Source organism: Streptomyces sp. NPDC026394 (assembly GCF_055567735.1).
Map to the genome: position 1 here is coordinate 41,587 of NZ_JBVHPX010000032.1, position 16,324 is coordinate 57,910.

General features: G+C 72.0%; 15 protein-coding genes. 10 read left to right on the plus strand and 5 right to left on the minus strand.

Annotated features, from left to right (window positions below; genetic code table 11):
- Nucleotides 1–20: 20 nt before the first annotated feature.
- On the minus strand, nt 21–1,556 hold the full coding sequence (locus tag ACZ4QV_RS38825; protein ID WP_467764155.1) for an amino acid permease: 1,536 nt from the start codon (nt 1,554–1,556) through the stop codon (nt 21–23).
- 104 nt (nt 1,557–1,660) lie between these two features.
- Entirely contained in the window at nt 1,661–2,686 is a 1,026-nt protein-coding gene (locus ACZ4QV_RS38830; protein WP_467764156.1) for a hypothetical protein, read from the minus strand.
- A gap of 807 nt (nt 2,687–3,493) precedes the next feature.
- Here ACZ4QV_RS38830 and ACZ4QV_RS38835 point away from each other — a divergent pair.
- Nucleotides 3,494–4,324, plus strand: coding sequence for an SDR family NAD(P)-dependent oxidoreductase (locus ACZ4QV_RS38835; RefSeq protein ID WP_467764157.1), 831 nt, complete (start codon nt 3,494–3,496; stop codon nt 4,322–4,324).
- A 4-nt stretch (nt 4,325–4,328) separates the two neighbouring features.
- Here the strand turns inward: ACZ4QV_RS38835 and ACZ4QV_RS38840 are convergent, their stop codons facing one another.
- Complete coding sequence (locus ACZ4QV_RS38840; RefSeq protein WP_467764158.1) at nt 4,329–5,720, minus strand: hypothetical protein; 1,392 nt, start codon at nt 5,718–5,720, stop codon at nt 4,329–4,331.
- Between the two features lie 1,109 nt (nt 5,721–6,829).
- Here ACZ4QV_RS38840 and ACZ4QV_RS38845 point away from each other — a divergent pair.
- Entirely contained in the window at nt 6,830–7,327 is a 498-nt protein-coding gene (locus tag ACZ4QV_RS38845) for a hypothetical protein (protein ID WP_467764159.1), read from the plus strand.
- Between the two features lie 39 nt (nt 7,328–7,366).
- Here ACZ4QV_RS38845 and ACZ4QV_RS38850 read toward each other — a convergent pair whose 3' ends face one another.
- Together ACZ4QV_RS38850 and ACZ4QV_RS38855 are read right to left on the minus strand one after the other, a co-directional pair.
- The gene (locus ACZ4QV_RS38850) at nt 7,367–7,720 is read right to left on the minus strand and encodes a hypothetical protein (protein WP_467764160.1); all 354 of its coding nucleotides are present in this window, start codon (nt 7,718–7,720) and stop codon (nt 7,367–7,369) included.
- Between the two features lie 692 nt (nt 7,721–8,412).
- Nucleotides 8,413–8,562, minus strand: a complete 150-nt coding sequence (locus ACZ4QV_RS38855) for a hypothetical protein (RefSeq protein ID WP_361157668.1) — start codon at nt 8,560–8,562, stop codon at nt 8,413–8,415.
- A 962-nt stretch (nt 8,563–9,524) separates the two neighbouring features.
- Between ACZ4QV_RS38855 and ACZ4QV_RS38860 the strand changes: the two genes are divergently transcribed.
- The 8 genes from ACZ4QV_RS38860 (at nt 9,525) to ACZ4QV_RS38895 (ending at nt 16,322) form a co-directional block, all read left to right on the plus strand.
- The gene (locus ACZ4QV_RS38860) at nt 9,525–10,220 is read left to right on the plus strand and encodes a hypothetical protein (protein WP_467764161.1); all 696 of its coding nucleotides are present in this window, start codon (nt 9,525–9,527) and stop codon (nt 10,218–10,220) included.
- The gene (locus tag ACZ4QV_RS38865; protein ID WP_361157663.1) at nt 10,217–10,528 is read left to right on the plus strand and encodes a hypothetical protein; all 312 of its coding nucleotides are present in this window, start codon (nt 10,217–10,219) and stop codon (nt 10,526–10,528) included. The genes ACZ4QV_RS38860 and ACZ4QV_RS38865 overlap by 4 nt, the downstream gene beginning before the upstream one ends.
- Nucleotides 10,529–10,793: 265 nt before the next feature.
- A protein-coding gene (locus ACZ4QV_RS38870) for an IS630 family transposase (protein WP_467764162.1) occupies nt 10,794–11,878 on the plus strand; the annotation gives its coding sequence in 2 pieces (ribosomal slippage) (nt 10,794–11,237 and nt 11,240–11,878; 1,083 coding nt in all).
- A gap of 1,247 nt (nt 11,879–13,125) precedes the next feature.
- A complete protein-coding gene (locus ACZ4QV_RS38875) occupies nt 13,126–14,052 on the plus strand; it encodes a hypothetical protein (RefSeq protein WP_467764163.1) in 927 nt (308 codons plus the stop codon).
- Nucleotides 14,053–14,105: 53 nt separating this feature from the next.
- Nucleotides 14,106–14,369 carry a hypothetical protein gene (locus ACZ4QV_RS38880; protein ID WP_467764164.1) on the plus strand — a complete coding sequence of 88 codons (264 nt, stop codon included), beginning with the start codon at nt 14,106–14,108 and terminating at the stop codon, nt 14,367–14,369.
- Nucleotides 14,366–15,421: a conjugal transfer protein gene (locus tag ACZ4QV_RS38885; RefSeq protein WP_467764165.1), complete on the plus strand. Its 1,056-nt coding sequence runs from the start codon at nt 14,366–14,368 to the stop codon at nt 15,419–15,421. Before ACZ4QV_RS38880 ends, ACZ4QV_RS38885 begins: the two co-directional genes overlap by 4 nt.
- Nucleotides 15,418–15,741, plus strand: a complete 324-nt coding sequence (locus ACZ4QV_RS38890; protein WP_467764166.1) for a hypothetical protein — start codon at nt 15,418–15,420, stop codon at nt 15,739–15,741. Before ACZ4QV_RS38885 ends, ACZ4QV_RS38890 begins: the two co-directional genes overlap by 4 nt.
- Nucleotides 15,738–16,322, plus strand: a complete 585-nt coding sequence (locus tag ACZ4QV_RS38895; protein WP_467764167.1) for a hypothetical protein — start codon at nt 15,738–15,740, stop codon at nt 16,320–16,322. The genes ACZ4QV_RS38890 and ACZ4QV_RS38895 overlap by 4 nt, the downstream gene beginning before the upstream one ends.
- The last annotated feature ends 2 nt before the right edge of the window (nt 16,323–16,324 follow it).

Consider the following 16,324-nt stretch of genomic DNA (forward strand, 5'->3'; position numbering starts at 1 on the left):
CTGTACGGCGTGCGTGGTCATCAGACGATGCCCTCGAACTCGCCGTCTTCTTCAGCGTGGGTCTGGGAGGTGGAGGTGCTGGCGCGGCGCTGAAGGTAGGAGCGGCGTCCGATGCGCCACCACAGGGCGGCCAGGGCGAGGGCCGCCAGGGTGGCGATGGGCGTGTAGTTGAAGGTGGCGGCGGTGACCGGGCTGGTCTGCGGCAGCATGAACAGCACGGTCACCGCGGCCGCCCACAGCACCGCTATCCAGCCGACCGGGCGGCTGAAGCGGCCCAGATTCCAGGGCCCGGGCACCCACTTGTCGCGGTGGCGCAGCCGCAGCAGGACCGGGATGGCGTAGGCCGGGGTGAACCCGACGACCGAGATGGCGGTGACCGCGGCGAACGCGCTGGCCGAGTACAGGGACGGCAGCGCCAGCACGAAAGCGACGGCGATCGCGAGCCAGACGGCGTTGGCCGGAATGGCGGTGCGGCGGCTGACCTTCTGCCAGCGGGCCCAGCCCGGCAGGGCGCCGTCCCGCGCGAACGCGTAGATCATGCGGCTGGCGGAGGCGGTCACCGTGTACCCGCACAGGAACTGCGCCACGATGATCACCAGCAGCAGGGCCTTGGCGACGGCCACCCCCAGCGCATCGAGGAAGATCTGCGCCACCGGCGTACCGGTCGGGCTGGCCAGGGTCGCGGCGTAGTCCTGCACGGCGAAGAGCAGGGCTGCCAGCAGGACGCCGCCGGCGATCCAGGAGACGGCCACCGAGCGGACGATGCCGCGGGCCGCGGTGACCGAGGCCCGGGTGGTCTCCTCGCTCAGATGGGCGGAGGTGTCGTAGCCGGCCAGCGCGAAACACGGCAGCAGCATCCCCAGCAGGATCACGTAGGCGCCGGGGGGCCAGCCCGTGTTGTTCGTGAACTGGGAGAACACGAAGCCGGCCGGCTGGTGGTGGGAGGGGATCAGCGTCAGGGCGCCGATGATGACGACCGCCCCCGCCAGGTGCCACCACGCGCTCACCGACGTCAAGATGTTCATCAGCCGGGCGCCGAAGAGGTTCAGCACCGCGTGCAGCAGCAGGATGACCGCGTACAGCGCCAGCAGCGCCCCCGGGGAGGGGGTGATGCCCCACTGCAGGTTCGCCCAGGCGGCGGTGAAGGTGGCGATGCCGTAGTCCTGGGCCGCGATCCCGGCGACCAGGCCCAGCAGGTTGAGCCAGCCGGTGTACCAGCTCCACCGCTCGCCGCCGAGCTGGCGGGCCATGAAGTACAGGCCGCCGCTGGTGGGGTAGCGGGAGGTGATCTCGGCCAGCGCCGCCGCCAGGCACAGCACCAGCGGCCCGACGGCCAGCCACCCCCACATCACCACCGCGGGCCCGCCGCTGTTGAGGCCGAACCCGAACAGCAGCAGCGTCCCGCTCATGATCGAAATGACGGACAGGGAGGCGGCGAAGCTGCCGAACGCCCCCATCCGGCGGTGCAGTTGCTGGGTGTAACCGAGCTCTTTGAGCAGACGCTCGTCCTCGTCCAGCGGCTCGGGCCGCTGCCGGGAGTTTGCTGAAGTACGCATGATCGTTTTCTCCGCACGGGAAAGCAGATGGAACAGGCCGGGACGGCTGGATGCTGGGATGCCAGCGGGATGCGGCGGGGAGCGCCCGCGGGGCCGGCGGACCGTCACGGGCGCCTGCCCGCGGGCGGCGGGGACTTGCTCTGCCTCCGGCAGGCGCTGCGGGCTGTTTCGAAGGCCTCGCGCCACTGGCCGGGCTGGTGCGCCAGGTACTGCCACGGGGCCGGGGTGGCGAAGTCCCCGATGGCCTGGAAGACGACGGCCGCCTCGTGCTCGAAGCCGCCCGCGGCCAGGGCCTGCGCCAGGTGGTTCAGGTCGGTCGGGGAACTGGTGGCCGGGTCGCAGCGTCTGAACCAGTCGCTGAAGGCCTTGGTGAGCGCCGGCTTGATCGCCTCGCTGGCCCAGAAGGGACTCGGCAGGATCTCGCCTCGGTCGCGCCGCGCCCGGTACTCCTCCAGGTGGGCATACAGCGGCAGGAGATGCAAGGGGGAGCCGGACGGGGCCTTGGAGACCGACCAGCGCGCGAAATCCATGGCGACCGCCCGCTGGCTGAGCGAGGCCGAGCCCGGGCCGACCTGCAGCACCCGCAGCATGCGGTGCCAGGCCTCGCGGCTGTACGGGTCGAGCCGGTGGGCGGCTTCCAGCAGCCCCCACGGCCCGTGGGGCAGCAGGAGTTCCGGGGGCGGGGGAGCCACCCGGTGCTCGGGACGGTGCCCGTGCGGGTCCGTCTCGGCCAGGGCGAGGCGGCAGATCGGCACCACCGGATCGCCGGGGTTCAGCTCCGCGGCCTTCTCGCACGCCTGCCGGGCCCGGCCGACCAGCTCGGCCAGGTGCTGCTGACGGCCGGGGACCTGGGCGTGCTGCCGGTCGCGATACGCCTCCAGCGCCCGTTCGGTGACGACCCTGGCGTACATCACCCGGGCCGCGATGCTCTCCGGCTCCTCCTGCAGCCACAGCTCGACGACATTGCGCCGGGCAGCGATCACGCCCAGCACCTGGGTCCGGGCGGTCCACTGCGGCCAGGTCCCGGTCTCGGCCAGCACCTGGCGCATCGCCATCCAGTGTCCCGCCTTGACCTCCTGCACCGCCGGATACAAGGCGGCGTCGCGCCCGGCCGGGTGGTAGCTCACCATCAGCGGGGCCCTCCGCATCCCAGGCGGAGCAGGTGTAGGCAGCTGGCAGCCAACGACGAGGCGACCGTCGTCGCTGCCCGGACCGTGCCGTACTGCCGGGGCCGGCAGCTGGTGGGGAGCCTGGTGTTCTTCACTCGGCGACCGGCCGGGGCGTGAACTGCTGGCAGCTGCCGGTCCGCCGGCCGGGAGGCTGGCTGCCGGCGGCCGCGGTGGCGCGGCGGTGCAGCGCGCGGCCCGGCTGCGGTGACGGTGCCGTGCGGCGGTGGGCTTCAGCGCCGCGGTCGTCACTGCGGGACTGCGGCTGGTGTGGACACGACACCCAGGGGTGTGCGGTCGCGGCCATAGAAAGGAGTCCTCTGGTCAGGAGGGGTGGGAAGGCGGCGCGGCCGCCGAGCAAGACGAGGCGGATCAGCGCGCAAGCGGGCTGACCCGCAGGTGCCGTCCACGGCGGGCCAGCGGTTGCCTGTCAGATACCTAAGCGTCTGAAGTGACGCATGACCAGAGGTGTGCAAGGTTGTTCGGTTGCAGCGGCGTTGACAGTGACATTCCAGCCACTCACGCCCCCAAAGGGCCGTCAGCCCGGTCAGGACCGCCACGGGACTGCGTCAAAACGCCCCGCCGGGCGGGCCGGGATGCGCGCCGCGCAGCCTCCTGATCTGGCCTCTTGCCGAACGTGAGGGGATGCGGTCGTGGGCGCGGTGTTCGGCTGCGGCAGCTGTCCGGTCCCCACCGGGCGGGGCACGATGGCCGATTGTCTGTCGCCGAGGGTTGTTTTGCCGTTGGCAGCGAGCGACATACGGTTCGACGATGGACTCCACCAGTGCACAGGCTCATCACGAGCGCGCCCGATTCCTCGCGGATCCGCTGGGCCTGGCCGGGCGACGCTTCCTCGTCACCGGCGGCAGCCGCGGCCTCGGCCGCGAGATCGTGCACCTTCTCGTCGCTGCCGGAGCGCACGTCGCCACCTGCGCCCGCCGGCCCGAGGGCCTGCGCCGCCTGGAGGAGGACGTCGCCGTCACCGCGGCGGCGCCCCTGTACACGCAGGCTCTGGATGTCACCGAGCCCGGCAGGCTGGAGGCGTTCACCGCCGCGGCAGCCGACCGCCTCGGCGGCCTGGACGGCGTGGTGGCCAACGCCGGGGGAGCCCACGGCCGTGACCTGCGCAGCGCCACCGCGGCGGACTGGGCCGCCACGTTCGACATCAACGTCGTGCACGCACAGCGGCTCATGAAGGCCGCCTTGCCGCACCTGGGCGCGGCCGGCGGCGGATCAGCGGTCCTGATCTCGTCCATCAGCGGCTGGAAGCCCGCTCCCCAGGCCCAGTACGGCGCGGCCAAGGCGGCGCTGATCAGCATGGCCAAATCTCTGGCCAATGAGCTCGGCCCCGACAACATCCGCGTCAACGCCGTATCCCCCGGCTCGATGCTCATCCCCGGCCGCCGCTGGGCCCGGATGCAAGAACAAGACCCCCAGGCGTTCGCCCGCTTCACCGCCCAGATCCCGGGCGGGCAGCTGGAGACCCCGCAGGAAGTCGCCCGCACCGTCGTCTTCCTGCTTTCGCCCTGGTCCAGCGGCATCTCCGGCGCCCACATCCCCGTCGACCGGGCCCAGAACGCCCCCACGCCGGACGGCTACTGACCGCTCAGGCCGTCTCCAGCACCGGCTGCGCCGCCCGGAAGAAGGCTCGCACCGCCGGCTCCTTGCCGAACGCGCCCGCCCGCTGGCCGAAGTCCTTCAGGGCCTGCACCGACCGCAGGCTGCGGACATTCTCCAGGCCCTTGAGCGCCGCGTGCGCGCAGGCCAGCGCCTCATCCAGCCGCCCCTGCTGGAGGCAGGCGGTGGCCAGCACCGCCTGGCTGATCGCCTGCCGGCGCCGCCGGTCGCCGTTCGCCCGCACCGAGGCGTCCGCCATCTGCTCGGCCTGCTCGGCCCGGCCCAGGTCCCGGAAGACGAAAGCAGCCTCCGCCTCCCAGTAATGGCGGTCGAGGTAGCGCACCCACGGCGACTCCTGCTCCGCACCCCGGCTCCGCCCCAAGGCGGCCTCCGCCTCCTCCAGCGCCCGCAAAGCCTGCTTCGCGCCGCCGCTCGCGGCACAGCCACGCGCCACCATCGCCTGCAGCCGCATCAGCCCCAGCGGGCTGCCCGCGTGCCGCGCCGTCTGCAGCCCCGCCCGCGCCAGATGCACCCCGTCCTCCGGATGGCCCAGGCTGGTGGACAAATGCGACAGCCCCGCCAGGACCTGGCCGGCCAGCACCAGATCCCCGCCCTCCTGACACAGCCGCAGCGCCTGGATCATGTACCGCTGCGCGAGCCCGTACTCGCCGCTGTCGTAACTGCTCCAGCCCGCCATCGCCCCCAGCCGGGCCGCCGCGGTGAACAGCGGTCCGCGCTCTTCGGCGCTCACCCCCTGGCGCAGCATCGGCAGCACTTCCCGGTTCAGGTAGAACAGGATGCTCGAGCGCACCTCCTGGCCGCCGAAGCGGTTGTCCACCCGGTCGAAGGCTGCGACCATCGCCTGCACCACTGCCACCCGCCCGCCGGCGGCGACCGCGGCCAGCGCCGGGGTCTCCGACTGTTCCCACGCCCACAGCAGCCAGCTGCGCTGCGGCGCGAGCAGCGCACTGCTGACGAACGGCACTGCCCCCAGCACGTCCCGGCGCCCGACATCCTCCGCCGCGAGGCCGGACAGCGTCTGGAGCACCTGGCCCACATCCTCGCCCCACGGCAGCGAACGGACCACCACCGGCGGCCCCTGCTGGACATGGAAACCGATGTCGCACGGCTGCACAACCCGGCCCAGCGCCTCCGTCAGCGCCCCGGCCACCAGCCACATCGTCTCCGCACGAGGAGGGCGGCCGCCAACCCATCGGGACACCGACGCCTTGTCGTAGCGCGTGAGACGTCCCTGGCGGCGTGCAAGGGCGTTCACGCGTGCGGCCAGGGACTGGTAGCTACAGCCGGCATTCTGAAGAGCGGCAGCCAATGCCGCGTTCTTGCCCCCCTCGGCAGCCTGCCCGTTCATCGTCATGGCCATCGCGCTCCGCACCGCACTTCGGCCAGCCGAACGGCCCGCCGTCCCTGTCGACTTGTCCGCGTCCGACACGCCCACGCCCACCCTCGACACGGTGAGGGCGGACAGCGCCAAGGACGCGCTAGCTTCGAAAAAGGCGCCTCGTGACACGCGTTCGCGATCACTATGTTCACCCAGTGCCCCCGGCGCAAACGCGCCAGGTGTTACTTTCGGCCGATGTGGCGGACGCCTGCACCTCCACAACTCCCGTCTGCGACCAGCCAGTCGCAAGGCCCACGCTCAGCACCTGCCACCGGAGCTGCCGCTGCTGGCCGAGGGCGCGCGCCGTGTACTCGAACCCTCCTTCACCTGTCTGTACGCCTCACGCGGGCTGCAGAGCGCGGTACGGACTTTGCCCACGGCGGCGCCCGTGCTTCCCCCAGCATCCGGTCGACGGCGCGCATGCCGTCGGCGCCCCGCGGCCAGGCGAAGCATCGACCTGCGCGCGGTCGGGCGCACGCCGTACGGTGTGCTCGACGGTGCCCAGCTCGGCGAGGAGGACGCAAGGACGGCGGCCGGGCCCTCGGCCGCGTAGCGCCGGACGCCGCCGATCCCCGTGACGACGGCCGGGGGCCGCAGGAGAAGCCGCAGGCTCCTTTGACGTGGTTACCGCTACCTCGGCCTTCTACTGGTGGAGGCATCGCAACGGCGACGATCACGACGATGCCGTGCGCCGCCGGCGTCGACTCATGTCTGGACTGCGCTCTCCTATCGAAGCCCAGGTACCCCCCCGACCTGTACCTGCGTTCCTCGACCAGCTGTAGGGCCCTGACACAGGCAGGCCCACCACCGATCCGCAACTTCACCGGCACCATCGGACATCTTTCACCCACCGGTGAACGTGCGGTCAGCATCGCCGCGCTCTGGGTTGAAAACATGCCCTTTCTGGAGCCCGGCGGGCAGGCCTCGGTTCGCCTCGTACCCCTCACTCCATCCCACTGGACGCACGTTCACCCCGGCCAGCAGATCACCATGCATGAGGACCGAACGGTGGCCGGGACCGCAGTCGTCTTGGAGGTTGATCGCCCTTCAGCCGCGCCCAGAGAGTGACGTGGTCGGGCACTCGGGACAGGGTGCCGACAGATGGTCACTCCAAGCTCCAGAGGCAGCTATCTGGTGACCTCGCTGGTGCGGGCGGTGAGCTGGTAGAGGCTGGGGAGGACCAGGAAGACGGGGGACTGCTTCGCCTCCTGCTGGGCTTCGATCTGGGCGATCTTGTCTTCGGCGGCGGCGAGGCTGGTGGACGGCCCTTCGACTTCGCCGAACTATCTCTCGCGTTCGGCTTCGGCGATCCTGTCTTTGAGGGTGTCACGGATCTCTTCCAGGCGGGGCTTCTCCTCCAGGGAGACGATCAGGACCGGGCAGCGGACGCAGGCGTGCTCGTGGACGCAGTCGGTTCCGTAGGCCCGCCCGCACTCGCCCAGCGCCAGCTTCCTCCGCTTGAAGTGGGACAGGAACTCCTGCCGTTCCTCGACTGTGACAGCTCTGTATTCCTCGGCTGGGCGGAGATCGCGGCGGCGGGCGATGAAGGCACGGTGTGCTTCGAGCGCGTCGACCGGGTAGATGGCTGATGGCGGAGTCGGGTATCGAGATCCTCGGAATGGGTGGGGCTATTCGTCGAGGTACTGGTGTCTGATGTCGGCGTGCGAGATGACGAGCTGGCCTTCGCGGACGTGCCACTCAGTCGTCCCATCGACTTCGTGGCTGGCAAGGAACAGGCCCCGGATGAGGTCTCCGTCGTCGTCGGAGGCTGGGACCCGAGCAATCTCTTCGAGCTGATTCGTGAACCAGTCCAGGGCCGATGCGCGGATGTCGGCGCCGTAGAAGATGTAGTGGGTCCAGTTGACCTGCTGCCGAGGTGTGCTCCATCCGCCGGAGTAGTGATCGTCGGCGTGGGACGAGATGATCTTCTGGACGGTGGCGAGTTGTGTCTCGTCGCACTCCAGCCATCCTCTGACCGACACGTAAACGCTCATCTTGTATGTCCTTTCTGTCGTTGTCAGTCCTGGTGCGGCATCTGTCGGCCGCGTAGGTTCCCCAGTCTCCGGCGGCGGCTCGCTGCCATTTGACGGCGACGGTGATGTCGATGCCGGGGGTGCGGGCGAGGACTGCGGCGGGCAGCTCGGTGGCGAGCTGGAACAGGGCGGTCGAGCGGGTCTCGGCGATCCGGATGCCGGGTTTGCGGAGCCGTTCGCCCATGGCCCAGACGCTGATCGGGCGGCCGGGCTGGCCGCCGGGGAAGAGCCAGGGTGACTCCGTCCGGGTGAGGACGGCATGGCTCCGGCGAGCCGCGACCTGGTGGAGGGCGAGCTCAGTGACGGGGCCGGGCAGGTCGACGGGGACGGCGCCGAGGCGGATGCGGACGGCTCCGTCGGTCTCCTTGATGTGGTCGACGGTGAGCCGGGAGATCGCCGCAGGCCACTGGGCATAGAGGAGCAGCAGCAGGCCGGCCTTCGCCCGCGGGTGCATTTCGGCGCCGCCAATACACACGCACCGGCTTGTCGGCCGACTGTATCCAGAGCATGAATTCCCGTGCGTCTTCCCGGACTGCCCGATCCCACTCGATGTCGAGCGCCCATAGGAACCGCCACCACCGCAACAGGTCGTTTGCGTAGGACCGCAGCGTGGTTGCCGGGGTGTCTGCCGCGAGCAGGTCCTAGAAGTACACGGCGACCGGCTCGACCCGCAGACCATGCCGATCGATCAACCGGTACGGCTCCCAGGCGTCTCCCGTCGCCAGCATCTGACCGGATTCGGGCAGGGCGAAGCTCCTGAGATCCCTCCCGGGACCGCTGTGATCAAGCATGCCGAGAAGCTAGCAGAGAAGCACTCTGACCTGCGAAAACGTCGAAGTCAGTTCAGTCAACACGCCGGACTGGCACGCGGGCCCGTCCTCCCAGGTTGCGCGTCCTTCGGGGCCGGTGCCCATGGTCCAGGTGAGTTCGTAGACGCCCGAGGCTCGCTGGACGCGCTTGACGCGGAGCCCGGCGCGAAAGCTACCGGTGCGCAGGTCCTTGACGAAGGCCACGAGGTGCGGTGGAAGCGGTGGCGCTGTTCTGGTGCGAGGCGGTCCAGGTCGGCGGTGAAGTGGGGCAGAACCTCGTAGGTGGGCACGGCGCCTCCAGTGTGCACGAAGCCCCCGGCCGGTCGGCCGGGGCGGTGGTGGCGGATGGTTGGGGGAGTGGTGGCGTTGGTGCTTGTTGGATCGCGCTAAAGCCGGTTGGGGTCGGAATTCGGGGCTGCTGGTGCTGGTGTGTCGGCCCGCAACATTCGCGCGGCCGGGGCCAGTTTTCGTATAGGGCGCGCATCAGGTCGGCCCATTCCTGCGCGCGGGTCATGTCGCTGGCGCAGCCAGCGCAGTGGGGCACCGTGTCGATCCGGGCGGGGTAAGGCATGTTCGAGCGAACGACAGCGGTTGTGCGCAGCGTGAGCGGGAGGCGGCACAGCGGGCAGAGGCCTCCGTAAAGCACTTCGCTATTCATGTAGCGGAGGGTGCACACGGCGACGCCTTACCGTCCCGGGCTGCCGCGGCGGCGCGCCTGGCGGGCCACCGCGATAACGACTTGGTGAGGCGCTCCCGCCCGGCGGGACGGACCTCGGGGCGCGCCTGTTTTGGAGTCAACGCTGCGGTGTCTTCCGCGCAGTGGCGGTCGGCGCCCGCATCCTTCGGTCGTGTACCGGCCACCAAACCCTCCAGATCGACCGACGCGCGTGTACCGGAGGAGGCAAGATCGGGTGAGCAGCAGTCATCAAAGGGTGGGGGAGCGAGTGGGGAAGCCGCAGAAGAAGCGTGGGGTGCGGATCCCGTGGGTCTGGGACGCACGGGATGACGAATACGACCGGTCGGCCATCGACATCAAGCCCCACCCTCCCTCCGGCACCCTGCTGCGCTGCGGCGGCTGCGGGATCCCGGTCTCGGTGCGGCCGGCGAACGCCGACGATCCCGACTCCCGCTCGTCCCACTTCTTCACGATGCCGGGCCGCAGGCACGAGCCCACCTGCCGCTTCGACCTCCCGCGGCGCGGCAAGGAACTGGCGGATGTGTCGCAGGGCACCGTCGTCCGGCGTGAGGGGCAGTGGAGGCTGGTGTGCCCGCCCCTGGCCCGCCCCGGTACCCGAGGCGGAGCCAACGGCGGCAGCACCACACCGCGGCCGCCCCGTGCCACCGGGGGCGACAGGCCCACCCTCAGCCGGCTGCGGGGACCGGCCATCGCCTCCGCCAAGCGCATCGTCCAGCTCTTGACCGCCTGCAAGCACGACCCCGAGACCGTTGCCCAGTTTGCCGCTGTCGCCCCGAGCGGCCGACGCAACATCGCGTGGGACGAGTTCTGCGTGGGCCCAACCACCGCTCACCAGCTGGCGCAGAAGCTCATCGACGGTACGGCCGGGCAGATACCGCATGCCGTATGGGGACCGGCGAGCACGGCGGGGCCAGCCGGACAGCGGGCGACAGTCACGTGGTGATGTACGTAGCCCGGCACCCCGTCCACATCGAGGGCCGGCCAGTGAAAGTCATCACGTCCACGGGGGAGTTCCTCGGCTACGGCTACTGGGAGCTCTTCCCACAGGGCGCGGACTGGGCACACAAGGCCGCCGAGCGCGGCTGGATCGAGCTGCAGCTGTGGGCCAAGGAGCCGTGGCAGGTGGAACGGTGGGACACGCAAGGCGGCTCCATCTCCCGGCCGAAGCCGCCTGTCCCGGCCATGTCCCGACACCGGCAGAGCCGCCCCTGTCCACCGCGCCGGAAGAGGTCAGGGCGCAGCCCGCCGTAACGTCGGCCTCGGCCACGAGCCCGGACACGTGTGCTTCAGGAGAGGAGCCTGCCGTACCGGCGAACCCGACTCCGAACGAGCCGGAGCAACATGACAGATGCCCGATGCGGCGGTCCCGCCGCCCTGTCCTACCCGCCCACCACTGCACGCCGGCCACGTTCGCGTGTACGGGACTGGTGGGAGCGCCTGCGCGGCCGCTACTGACCTTGTAGGGGTGGTGTCGCGGGGGGCTGACGAGTGATGGTCGTCGCGGTATGTGCAGGGCATGAGGTATCCGCAAGGTGATGGCCTGACGGACGAGCGCCGGGCATTTCGCGAGCGTATCCGGATGGAAGCGGCCGAGAGGTTCGTCGCCGGACAGGACAACGCCCTGGTCGCGCGGCAACTGCGGATCAGCGTGCGATCGGTGCAACGGTGGCGCCGCTGCTGGCAGGACGGCGGTGGCAAATCCCTCAAGTCCAAGGGCTCCCCGGGCCGGCCACGGCTGAGTGAGACCCTGTTCAGGGTGCTGGAACAGGAGCTGGGCAAAGGGCCGGTCGCACAGGGCTGGCCGGACCAGACCTGGACCCTGGAGCGCATCAAGACGCTCATCGGACGCCGATTCCACAAGACCATGACGCTCTCGGCCGTCGCGCAGATGCTCCACCGGCACGGCTGGAGCCACCAGGTCCCGGCGAGGCGGGCCGTGGAGCGGGACGAGGAGAAGGTCACCGGCTGGGTGAAGGACACATGGCCACAGGTGGAAACGCCGCGGCGGCGCTCGGAGCCTTCATCGTCTTTGAGGACGAGGCCGGGTTCTCGATGACGCCGCCGACCCGCAAAACCTGGTCCCGGCGTGGGCACACGCCCGTGGTCCAGGTGCGGGGACGGTCCCAGCGCCGTTTCTCCGTCGCCGCCCTGGCCTGCTACAAACCCGGTGAACGTTCGCGTTTGATCTACCGGCCCAAACGGCATTCCGACCACAAGCGCGGCGGCCGGCGCAGTTTCACCTGGGCCGACTATCGCGACCTGCTGATCGCCGCCTACCTGCAGCTCAAGGCGCCGCTGGTGCTCGTCTGGGACAACTTGAATGTGCACCTAGACGCCCGCCTGCGGGACTTCGTCGACGGCCACGACTGGATCACCTCCTTCCAGCTGCCCTCGTACTCACCTGACCTGAACCCGGTCGAGGGCATCTGGTCCCTGGTGCGGCGCTCGGGTCAGTGCAACACCGCCTTCACCGACCCCGAGCACCTGATGCGGGTGCTACGGCACAGACTCCGGGAGATTCAATACCGACCCGACCTCATCGACGGATGTCTCGCCGCCACCGGACTCACGCTGACGACATCACACCCACAAGGTCAGTAATCGGCCACCGCTGCCGGATCGGACATGGCCAATCTGGCGCGCGGAGCGGTGGCCGATCCTGTCCTGGGACCGCAGCCGGGCCTCGGCCATGGCCGTAGCCACTACTGACGGCCAGACAGTGGTGCCGGCTTCCTGTCCGGCCGCCGCCGCCGGGTACGACCGTTACCGGCTGGTCTGGACGCGGCCGGGTACGGGTACGCGCCCGCAGGCCTGACGGACACGGTGTCTGCCTCCGAGCTCAGCAACGGTCCCGACAGCGCGGCCGGCACACGGGGCGTCGGGGGCCCTTCGGCCCGCGGCCGTTCGTTCTGCTCGCCGTCACCGCGCCGACGACTATCGCGGGCTCTGCCCCATACGACCGCGCCTGGCTCCCGGTAGCGAGGGCCGTGGTGGACAGCGGGCAGCGAGCCGGCGGGGGAGTGCCGCAGCCGGCCGTCCTCGACGTCCGGTGACCCGTCTGCCGGAGCCTGCCGACGGCGGCCCGCCGTGCAGGGCGGCGGCACGTCATCCAGGTTTCCGTGGCGGTCGCGCGGCTGTCCGAGCGTAGGCCGGTGCAGTAGATCCGGACCCGGTTCAGCGACAGAGCGTGACCGTCGCCGAGTAGCTGGCCGAGGCCGGGGCGTGCGGGGGGCCCGGCGAGAAAAGCTCTGCGGTGCTGAGGTCGCCCGCCGCCGGAGGCATCGCCGTGGACCGGCCAGCGCTGCCTGGACGGGGCCGAGGCGCACCTGGCCGAGCAGCGCCGCCGACAGGCGGGACGTACACCTCGCGGTCCGTGCGGGGCTGACCGCCCGCCCCGCTCTGCGGCCGATGACGGAGCCTGGGCGTCGCCACCGTATGGGACCACTCCGCCCGCCGCACCCCGCCCGTCGAAGACCGGCGGCCGGGCGGTGGATGACCGGTAGGGCAGGCCGGTGGCCGACACCGGCCAGAGGAGTCGTCGGCCACCGGCCATGTCCGATCCCTGCCGATCGGCCACACCTCGTCCGCGGCCGCCCCCTTGCGCTGCAGCCGTCGCCTGCGGCACGGCCGCGGGAGGCTTGCCCGCCACAGGGCGGGGCTTGCCCCCAGTGGCACGGTTCGGTCACGCCCGGCTTGCCTGCCTACGGCGTGGGCTTGCCCGATCGGCCGCCGGAGGCTTGCCCAGCCCGCGGGCAAGCCCCTGACCTGCTCTCTTAGGGCGGTGGGCAAGCCTTCGGGCAAGCCGTGGTGAGGAGAGTGACGGCACGAGATCCGAAAGGAGACGTGCCGTGCTCGACGTAGTACCCGGACCCGCCCGCACCGCCGGCGGGATCTTCCACCGCCTGGATACGGAGTGGGCCGCGCTGTGCGCCGACGCCGCCGTCCAGGCCGCCGTGGCCGACTGGCTGGTGGCCGATCAGCTGGCCGACGCCGTCGCCGCCGTGGCCGATGCCCGGACCACCGCGGTGGTTGATTCCTGGGCCCGCACCCTGGGCCCCGCCCAGGTGCTGGCCGCGCTGCGGCCCGGCCCGGGGCGCCTGACTGACGAGCTGACCGACGCGGTCCTGCGCGCCCTGCTGCGCCGTGCGGCCGGCGGCGGCCGATCGGGCACCCTGGCCGCACGCGTCATCGTCCAGGCGATGATCCCGGCAGCCGTCCGGCTGGCCCGCGGCCAGGTCCGCGCCACCGGTGGCCGCACCTTCGATGCGGTCGCCTCGCTGACGGTCGCCGGCCTCTTCGAAGTGGCCCGCTCCGGACGCCTGCACACCCGGGCCGGCCGGCCGGCCGCGAATCTGATGCTGGACACGCTGCGTTACGTCTGCGCCGGGCTCGCCGCCGACCAGGAGGACCGCGGCGAGCACCTGGCCGCCGCGGAGCACCTGCCCGACGCCGCCCCCGGCCCCTACGCGCAGGCTCACGCCGGCGCGGTCGCAACCGCCGCCGCGGCCGCCGGCCTGACCCCTGCCGGGGAGGCCGCAGAAGCCGAGGCGGTCGGTGCCCGGCTGGAGCTGCTGGAGCTCGTCCTGGACGCCATGGGCGCCGGTGCGCTGTCGCCCGCCGACGGCCGCGCCATCGCCTGGCACTACACCACCGCTGCCGTACCGGACGCCGAAGCCGCTGCGCGCTGCGGCACCACGCCGGGGGCCTGGCAGCGCCGCCGCTCGCGCGCCGTGGCCCGCCTGACCGCTGGCCTCTCCCACCGGCCGGCGGCATGACCCGACTCCGCTCCCCGGCCACCGCCTGCCCACTGCCACGACAGGAGATCTCCATGCCCCAGACCGACAAGGCCCCCCTGGATGCCGACGAAGAGCGCGTCACCCGCGCCCAGCACCTGCTCATCCAGCTGGGCGCCGCCCTGGTCTGCCAGCCCTTCGACACCCGCACCCACGACCGGCTGCGGGCCTTCCTGGCCGAGGACGCCGACGCCGTCCTGACCTCCTTGCACACCCTGCGGCAGCGCCCGGAAGCCGACCTGCACCGCCGCATCGCCGAACTGGCCGGCCACACCCTGCCCCTGGGAGGCATGGCATGAAGGCGCCCAGGGTCCGCCGTGTACGGGAGCCCGAAGCAGCGGCGCCCGACGGGCTGCCCGCCGGCCGCGCCGTGGACACCGGCTGGGCGACGTCGATGTCGACCGGCGCCGCGGCGAATCTGACCGCTCTGATGCGCTGGGGCATGTGGGTGCTGCTGGCGGCCGGCCCGCTGCTCGGCACCTGGGCTCTGCTGGCCCCCTCAGCGCCGCCTGCCGCCGCCTCGCCCCGCGCACCGGCAGCCGGCCCGGCGCAGGGCGAGGACGCAGCCGGCCCGGCCGGTTTCGCCGAGCAGTTCGTGCTGGCCTACCTCGAGGCCGGGGACGGCGCCGAGGAGAATCTCGCCCGCTTCTACCCGGCCGCCCGCGGTATGACCTGGCCGGCCGGGGCCAGCGGCCAGCACGCCCAGGCGGCCTCCGCCGTCCAGGTCCGGCCGGTCTCCGACGGCTACTGGTCGGTGACGGTCGCCGCCCGCATCACCCCCACCGCCTCAGCGGGCGCGGCGCTGCGCTACTTCGAGGTGCCCGTACGCGCCGACGGCCGTACGGGCGGCCGGTCCCTGACCGCGACGGCGCTGCCCGCCGAGGTCGCCGCCCCCGCCCCCGGCCCCGTCCCCGAACTCGCCTACGGGCCCGCCCGCGCGGCGCTGCCCTCCGACCCGGCCGCCGCCACTCTCCAAGCGTTCTTCGCCGCGTACCTGACCGGCGGCCAGGCCGGACAGCTGGACCGCTACCTGGCCCCCGGCACCGCACTGGGGCCGGTCCGTCCGGCGCCGTACCGGGCGGTGAAGGTCACGCAGTACGCCGAGCAAGGCCACGGCCCGGCCGACGGCGCCGCGGCCCAGCGCCCGCCGGACGGCGTCACCCGGCACCTGCTGGTCGATGTCAGCGCCGACACCGCGCAGGCCAAGGACCGGCCGCTGATGTACGCGATCGAGCTGTGCTCCCGCGCCGGCCGCTGGGAGATCGCCGCACTCCAGGGCGCGCCGGCCCTCGCCTCACCGAATCCCACGACCTCTGCGTCGCCCCGCTCTTCGAAAGGACCCCGCTCATGACCTCCCTTGACCTGGTGCAGCTGGCCGGCATCCTCGACGACGCCGAGACCCTCGGCACCCGCATCAAGACCCTGCTGGTCGGTGTGGTGCTCGGCGTGATGTACCTGGTCTCGGTCGCCATGACCTGGGGCCAGACCAAGTCGGTGCTCAAGACGGTGGTGGTCGCCGTCGGCGGCGCCGCGGTCTTGGCCATCGTCGCCAACGTCACCGTGCTCCGCGACAAGATCGGCGAGGACATCAAGACCGCCGGCGCCCGCCACAGCGCCAGCGCCCCCGTGCTCACCGGCGGCGAGAAGCTGCCGGGCGGGGCCAGCCGGTGAGCACCTCCGAGGACCAGCTGCTGGTCGGCCGCTGCTACACCAAGGCCCGCCGGCACCGCAACGTCATCGGCCGGCTGCCGGGCGGCGGCCACCTGTGGGGCGGCCCGTACACCGTGCCGCAGGTCGCCGTGGCCGGCCTCGCCTTGGGGCTGATGCTGCTGACCAGCGGCCTGTGGGCCCGGCACGGCATCGTCGATGTGCTGCCGCTGCTGGCCGTGCCCTACGGCCTGGCGCTGGCGGCCGGACGCATCCGCCACGACGGACGCAACCCGCTGGCCACCGTCGCCAGCGCCCTGGGCCTGCTGGCCGGCGGCGGCACCGGACGGCTGCAGGGCCGGCCGGTGCGGCCGCGGCGCCCGGCGGTCCTGGCCGGCCTCTGCTCCCTGAGCGTCCAGCCGCCGCTGAGCGCGGCGGGACTGCCCGCTCCCGCCGCCCGTACCCGTCCCCGCGCTGCGCGGCCGCAGCCCGCTGCGGCCGCCGGCTGCCCGGCCCGGGTGGCCTCCGGCGCCCAGGCCCTGCTGGCCGCCCGCACCCCCGGGATATCCGGCCCGCCCGACGCCCCTTCTGCGACTTCGAGGTGACT

Bases quoted from the DNA above. Each gene is read 5' to 3' on its own strand.
- ACZ4QV_RS38825 (WP_467764155.1), bottom strand. From the start codon at position 1,556: ATGCGTACTTCAGCAAACTCCCGGCAGCGGCCCGAGCCGCTGGACGAG.
- ACZ4QV_RS38830 (WP_467764156.1), bottom strand. From the start codon at position 2,686: ATGGTGAGCTACCACCCGGCCGGGCGCGACGCCGCCTTGTATCCGGCG.
- ACZ4QV_RS38835 (WP_467764157.1), top strand. From the start codon at position 3,494: ATGGACTCCACCAGTGCACAGGCTCATCACGAGCGCGCCCGATTCCTC.
- ACZ4QV_RS38840 (WP_467764158.1), bottom strand. From the start codon at position 5,720: ATGGCCATGACGATGAACGGGCAGGCTGCCGAGGGGGGCAAGAACGCG.
- ACZ4QV_RS38855 (WP_361157668.1), bottom strand. From the start codon at position 8,562: ATGCTTGATCACAGCGGTCCCGGGAGGGATCTCAGGAGCTTCGCCCTG.
- ACZ4QV_RS38880 (WP_467764164.1), top strand. From the start codon at position 14,106: ATGCCCCAGACCGACAAGGCCCCCCTGGATGCCGACGAAGAGCGCGTC.
- ACZ4QV_RS38885 (WP_467764165.1), top strand. From the start codon at position 14,366: ATGAAGGCGCCCAGGGTCCGCCGTGTACGGGAGCCCGAAGCAGCGGCG.
- ACZ4QV_RS38890 (WP_467764166.1), top strand. From the start codon at position 15,418: ATGACCTCCCTTGACCTGGTGCAGCTGGCCGGCATCCTCGACGACGCC.